A 5,738-nucleotide genomic window follows, 5' to 3' on the forward strand; every position below is an offset into this window, starting at 1 on the left:
GCGGCGGCGGGCGGTTTCCTGGCTGAAGGACATGCGGCTGGCTCGATCGGGAAAACTCTCTATTGTACCGATCGAGCCAGCTTTACGCAGTTTTGTGTGGGTTTACTGCTGCATGGCGACCGGAGCGTGGGCCCGCACCCGGTCCTCGGCCGCGGCCCGCTGGCTGCGGTTGAGACGGCGTCCGATCTCCTCGACACGCTCGTCGTTCTTCGCCAGGCTGTGCCAGAGGTACGCCTCTTCGAGGTTCCGAGGCACCCCGCGGCCGGCGAGATAGAGATCCCCCAGCCGACCCTGCGCCAGCGGCTCGCCCTGGTTCGCGGCCGCCTTGTACCACTGCGCAGCAACGGCCGGATCGGCACGAACACCCTGCCCGAACTCATGCACCTGCCCGACATAGAACTGGGCACCGGGGACACCCTTCTCGGCCGCCTGGGTCATCCACTTCAGCGCCTCGCCCGGATTCCGGTCGACACCCTGACCGGATGCGTACCGGCTGCCGACCAGGTACTGCGCATCCGCATGACCCAGTTCCGCAGCGCGCAGGTAATGCTTCATGCTGGTCTCCGGGCTGGCCGCGAGGCCCACCCCGGCCGCGTACATGTAACCGAGATAATAATGGGCCCCCGCGTGCCCGCGGTCCGCCGCGCGCATGAACCACTGGGCCGCCTTCGGATGATCCTCTGCGGTGCCCCGCGCGACGAAGTTCGCGACCCCCACGTCGTACTTGGCCTCCGGATCACCATTGGTCGCCGACCCCTCACGAATCTCGTACCAGATGCGCAGGAGTTCCTGCTGCCGCTCCGCCTCGTTCAGGGCCTGCCCCAGCACAGGTGCCAGAAACCCGCTGGCGAGGAAGAGAAATGCAATCAACAAAGCCGAAATATTCATGCGCATGCCTTCACCCTCTTGGACATTGCTTCGAGATGGCGTTCTCAATTGACTGCCTCGCAGGCAGAGCATAGTGACGTCGGAGCCCAACCGCAAAGGCCCGCGGCAAAAAAGCGCGGGCCCGCTGAGGCGTCGGCCGGAACATGCGCAGACGGTTCAGGCCATCCGGCCATGCTCACAGGCGAAGGGAAAAGACCCAGGCATCCTCCCGCCCCTGCTCACCGGGATAGTACTGGGGCCGTGTACCGACCTGCGCGAAACCCTCGGAGCGGTACAGGTGCAACGCCGCGAGATTGGATGGCCTGGCCTCCAGAAAGAGCACCTCGACCGCCCGGGCGCGTGCACGTTCCACGATCTGTCGCAGCAGGAAACGCCCCAGGCCCTGGCCCTGGCGGCCGGCATCGACGGTGAGGTTCAACAGGTGCGCCTCCCCGGCGGCCATCGACAGCACCGCATGCCCGACCACGGTGCCCTCCAGTTCCAGGACCCAGCAGTCGTAACCGACACGGATGCAGTCCCGGAAGATCCCATCGGTCCACGGGAAGGCGTAGGCGCCGCCCTCGACCGCCATCACCCGCTCGACATCGTCGGAACGCATCGGGCGCAGGACCGGCATCGGTTCAACGCGAGCATTCATGATGGCGCCTCCTCAGCATCGGCTTGGCTTGGGTCGATGACAGCTGCTAGTAAAGGGGACGCGCGGACGGCCCGCGAGGTTCCATCAGGCTCAGGGGCGAAGCATCAGCGCCCGGGCGCGCAGGAGGTCCGTCCAGGCCTTGGCCTTGTCCGCCGACGACCGCAACAGGTGGGCCGGATGATAGGTCACCACCAGCGGAATGCCGCCGTAGGTACGATCCTCCCCGCGCAGCTGGCCGAGCGGAACGTCGGTGTCCAGCAGTGCCTGCGCCGCCACCCGCCCCAGCGCAATCACCACCCGGGGCGCGACCAGCGCGATCTGGCGGTCCAGAAACGGCCGGCAGGCCGCCGCCTCCGCCGCCGCGGGATCACGGTTCCCGGGCGGACGGCACTTCAGGATGTTGGCGATATAGACGTTCTCGCCGCGACCAAGGCCCAGCGCAGCCAGCATGTTATCGAGCAGCTGCCCGGCTCGGCCGACGAACGGCTCTCCGCACCGGTCCTCCTCGGCACCGGGTGCCTCGCCGATGAACAGCCAGTCGGCATCGGGATCGCCGACACCGAACACCGTTTGCGTACGCCGCGGCGCGAGTTCCGAACAGGCGACGCAGGAGGCGACCCGGGTCCGCAGGGCCTCCCAATCCAGCTCCGCAACCGGCGGGGACGAAGCCGCTGACGAGATCACCGGGGCCGGTGCGGAGGGTACCGGGGCATGCAAGGGCTCCGAAAACGCCCGCGGAATGGAAGCCATGGACTCGGCCCCGGATGGCCCGCGCCGCACCCAGACCGGGATCCCCATTTCGTGCAGGACCTCCCGCTGACGACGGCTCAGGGTCATCGCGGGCGGTCAGACGCCGTCGTGCTGGGGATGAGCCCTGGCCGGGGGCACCGTCAGCCGGTTCAGGGCGTTCAGGTAGGCCTTCACCGAGGCGATCACGATGTCGGTGTCCGCCCCCTGGCCATTGACGATGCGTCCGGCGCGGGAGAGCCGCACCGTAACCTCGCCCTGGGCGTCGGTTCCGGAAGTGATGTTGTTGACCGAATACAGCAGGAGCTCGGTCCCGCTGTTCACCATGGACTCCACCGCCTGGAAGGAGGCATCGACCGGACCGCCGCCGTCGGCGGAGCCACTGAGTGCCTCGCCGTCCACCTCCAGGTGCACCTCGGCATGCGGCGTGGTGCCGGTCTCGGAGCAGACGCGCAGGAACTTCAGCCGGTACCGGTCGGACGCCTCGGGTGCGGCCTCGGAGACCAGGGCCTGCAGGTCCTCGTCGAAGATGTCGTGCTTCTTGTCCGCGAGATCCTTGAACCGCGCGAACACCTCGTCGAGCTCCGCGGCCGTCTCGAACTCGATGCCCAGCTCAAGCAACCGCGAGCGCAGGGCATTGCGGCCCGAGTGCTTGCCGAGGACCATGCGGTTCGCGCTCCAGCCGACGTCCTCGGCACGCATGATCTCGTAGGTGTCCCGGTGCTTCAGCACTCCGTCCTGATGGATTCCGGACTCGTGCGCAAAGGCATTGGCGCCGACGATGGCCTTGTTCGGCTGCACCGGAAAACCGGTGACGTTGGACACCAGGCGCGAGCAGGGCACGATCTGGGTGGCGTCGATCCGGGTCTCGACCGGGAAGATGTCCTGACGGGTACGCACCGCCATCACGATCTCCTCGAGCGAGGCATTACCGGCGCGTTCACCCAGCGCATTGATCGTGCACTCCACCTGCCTGGCCCCATTCAGGACCGCCGCCAGGGAGTTGGCCACGGCCAGCCCAAGATCATTGTGGCAGTGCACCGAGAACACCGCCTTGTCGGCATTGGGGACCCGTTCCAACAACGTCGCGATCGTCGCGCCGAACTGTTCCGGGATCGCGTAGCCGACGGTGTCCGGAATGTTGATGGTGCGGGCCCCTGCGTCGATCGCGGCCTCGATCACGCGGCAGAGGAAATCGATCTCGGAACGGCCGGCGTCCTCGGCGGAGAACTCGACGTCGTCGGTGTAGTTGCGCGCGTGCCGAATGGCCGCCACTGCGTGTTCCACGACCTGATCCGGACTCATGCGCAGCTTGTGCTGCATGTGGATCGAACTGGTCGCGATGAAGGTGTGGATGCGCGGGGCAACGGCATCCTTCAGCGCCTCGGCGGCACGGTCGATGTCCTCTGCGCGGGCCCGGGTCAGGCCACAGACCCGGCTGTCCTTGACCGCGCGGGCGACCGCGCGCACGGCCTCGAAATCACCCGGACTCGCGGCGGGAAAACCGGCCTCGATCACATCCACCCGAAGCTTCTCGAGCAGGTGCGCAATGCGCAGCTTCTCGTCCCGGGTCATCGAAGCGCCGGGGCTCTGCTCGCCGTCGCGCAGGGTGGTGTCGAAGATGATCAGCGCGTCTTGACTCATGATCCTGGTCTTCCAGTCGTTGGGTATCGCCGCGGGTCAGGAGCGGCGGCTGCGATGGCGGCGCCAGCGCTCCAGTGTCAGCAGGGGTCCGGAGAGGGCATACAGGACGAAGCCGGCCAGCAGCACCTTCGGGGGATCCAGTGCGGCCAGCATCAGCACACCGACCACCGCGAGCATTGCGAAAAAAGGCACGCGGTGCCGGAAGTCCATGTCCTTGAAGCTGAAATAGGCCAGGTTGCTGACCATCAGCACGCCCGCCAGAACGGTCACGACCAGGGCCAGCCCCATCAGTATCGTCGGCGAACCCGCGAACAGGCCCATATCCTCGGCCACCCAGACCGTGCCCACCACGAAGGCCGCGCTGGCAGGACTGGGCAGCCCCTGGAAGAAGCGCTTGTCGGTCACCGCCAGCCGGCTGTTGAAACGCGCGAGGCGCAGCGCCGTCGAGGTCGCGTAAAAGAACGCCGCGACCCAGCCCAGGTTGCCGAGCTCGTGCAACTGCCAGAGATAGGCGATCAGCGCCGGCGCCAGGCCGAAGGCCACCAGGTCCGAGAGCGAGTCGTACTGTGCCCCGAACTCGCTCTGGGTATTGGTCAGGCGCGCCACCCGCCCGTCCAGGCCATCGAGCACCATCGCCACGAACACGGCGATGGCGGCGGTGATGAAATCGCCGTTGATGGCCGAGACCACCGCGAAGAAGCCGGAGAAAAGAACCCCGGTGGTGAACAGGTTCGGCAGAAGAAAAACACCACGCCGCCGTGGCCGTGTCGCTGCGTCGGGTTGCTCCTCGTTCATGACCTGGGCGCCTCCGCGCTTGCCTTTTTCTGACCCGGAAGCTCTCCGAGCAGATCCGCCCCGGCGAGGACGAGCTGTCCCGGCCGCGCGGACACGTGTGCCGTGTGCGGCACCCAGAGAGTCACGCTCCCGCCGAATCCCGCGAAGCCGAGACGCTTCCCGCGCCCGATTCGACTTCCCGTGATGACCGGCAGACGAACGAATCGGGGCCAGCGGCGCAGATCCAGCGCGAGCGACAGGGCATGGCCCTCGTCCGTTTCAAAGGCCAGCCCGAGTTGCCCGGTCAACTGCGGATCGGGTTTCTCATCGGACTCCTTTCCCGGCCAGACCCTGCGCACCAGCGTCGCCTCCTGCGGCGCGTTCAGATTGTATTCACCGAGCGCCCGCTGCCGGATCACGATACGCCGGGCCGGTTTCCCGGTAAACGGATCCACAGCCTCGTCCAGCGACTGCACCGTGCCGTCTGTCGGCGCCAGGATACCCAGGGCCTGCGGCGGAATCGGGCGGACGAAGTCGCGAAACAGCAGCAGCAGCGCAATGGCCACGAAGACCAGCAACGCCCCGGCCTCGGTGTACCCGAACAACAGGGTGATCACCGCCAGCCAGGCGGTACCGATGACGAAGATTCTGCCTTCAGGAGCAACGGGAAACATCAGGGTTCATCCGGGTCTGGCGGAAGCGCCGCCTGGCGCCTGGACGGCCTGGGGCCCGGCTCATGACCTGCCGGGCCCCGGCGCGCGTCAGTTCCGGGTCTTGTCCACGAGCTTGTTCGCGGTGATCCAGGGCATCATCCCACGCAGGCGTTCGCCCACCTGCTCAATCGGATGAGCCGCGTTCAGGCGCCGGTAGGCGGTCATCGAAGGGTAATTGGCGGCACCCTCCTCGATAAAGGCCTTCGCGTACTCACCGGTCTGGATCCGGTGCAGCGCCTCCTGCATCGCAAAGCGGGATTCCTCGTTGATCACCTTCGGTCCGGTCACGTACTCGCCGTACTCGGCGTTGTTCGAGATCGAGTAGTTCATGTTCG

General features: G+C 66.8%; 6 protein-coding genes and 1 pseudogene. All 7 read right to left on the reverse strand.

Going from position 1 to position 5,738, the window contains the following annotated elements:
* Positions 1–102 precede the first annotated feature (102 nt).
* A complete protein-coding gene (locus tag EA346_RS12190; protein WP_296758968.1) occupies positions 103–894 on the reverse strand; it encodes a tetratricopeptide repeat protein in 792 nt (263 codons plus the stop codon).
* Between the two features lie 169 nt (positions 895–1,063).
* Complete coding sequence (rimI, locus tag EA346_RS12195) at positions 1,064–1,525, reverse strand: ribosomal protein S18-alanine N-acetyltransferase (RefSeq protein ID WP_296758970.1); 462 nt, start codon at positions 1,523–1,525, stop codon at positions 1,064–1,066.
* A gap of 90 nt (positions 1,526–1,615) precedes the next feature.
* Positions 1,616–2,362 carry a uracil-DNA glycosylase gene (locus tag EA346_RS12200; RefSeq protein WP_296758972.1) on the reverse strand — a complete coding sequence of 249 codons (747 nt, stop codon included), beginning with the start codon at positions 2,360–2,362 and terminating at the stop codon, positions 1,616–1,618.
* A gap of 9 nt (positions 2,363–2,371) precedes the next feature.
* Positions 2,372–3,916 carry a 2-isopropylmalate synthase gene (locus EA346_RS12205; protein WP_296758973.1) on the reverse strand — a complete coding sequence of 515 codons (1,545 nt, stop codon included), beginning with the start codon at positions 3,914–3,916 and terminating at the stop codon, positions 2,372–2,374.
* 36 nt (positions 3,917–3,952) lie between these two features.
* The gene (pssA, locus tag EA346_RS12210; protein ID WP_296758975.1) at positions 3,953–4,711 is read right to left on the reverse strand and encodes a CDP-diacylglycerol--serine O-phosphatidyltransferase; all 759 of its coding nucleotides are present in this window, start codon (positions 4,709–4,711) and stop codon (positions 3,953–3,955) included.
* Positions 4,708–5,367: a phosphatidylserine decarboxylase gene (locus EA346_RS12215; protein ID WP_296758977.1), complete on the reverse strand. Its 660-nt coding sequence runs from the start codon at positions 5,365–5,367 to the stop codon at positions 4,708–4,710. The genes pssA and EA346_RS12215 overlap by 4 nt, the downstream gene beginning before the upstream one ends.
* An 84-nt stretch (positions 5,368–5,451) precedes the next feature.
* Positions 5,452–5,738: pseudogene (locus EA346_RS12220) on the reverse strand (ketol-acid reductoisomerase); the annotation flags it as partial.

The organism is Thioalkalivibrio sp., assembly GCF_007692535.1.
Classification (GTDB): Bacteria; Pseudomonadota; Gammaproteobacteria; order Ectothiorhodospirales; family Ectothiorhodospiraceae; genus Thioalkalivibrio.

Bases quoted from the DNA above. Each gene is read 5' to 3' on its own strand.
- EA346_RS12205 (WP_296758973.1), bottom strand. From the start codon at position 3,916: ATGAGTCAAGACGCGCTGATCATCTTCGACACCACCCTGCGCGACGGC.
- EA346_RS12200 (WP_296758972.1), bottom strand. From the start codon at position 2,362: ATGACCCTGAGCCGTCGTCAGCGGGAGGTCCTGCACGAAATGGGGATC.
- EA346_RS12190 (WP_296758968.1), bottom strand. From the start codon at position 894: ATGCGCATGAATATTTCGGCTTTGTTGATTGCATTTCTCTTCCTCGCC.
- pssA (WP_296758975.1), bottom strand. From the start codon at position 4,711: ATGAACGAGGAGCAACCCGACGCAGCGACACGGCCACGGCGGCGTGGT.
- rimI (WP_296758970.1), bottom strand. From the start codon at position 1,525: ATGAATGCTCGCGTTGAACCGATGCCGGTCCTGCGCCCGATGCGTTCC.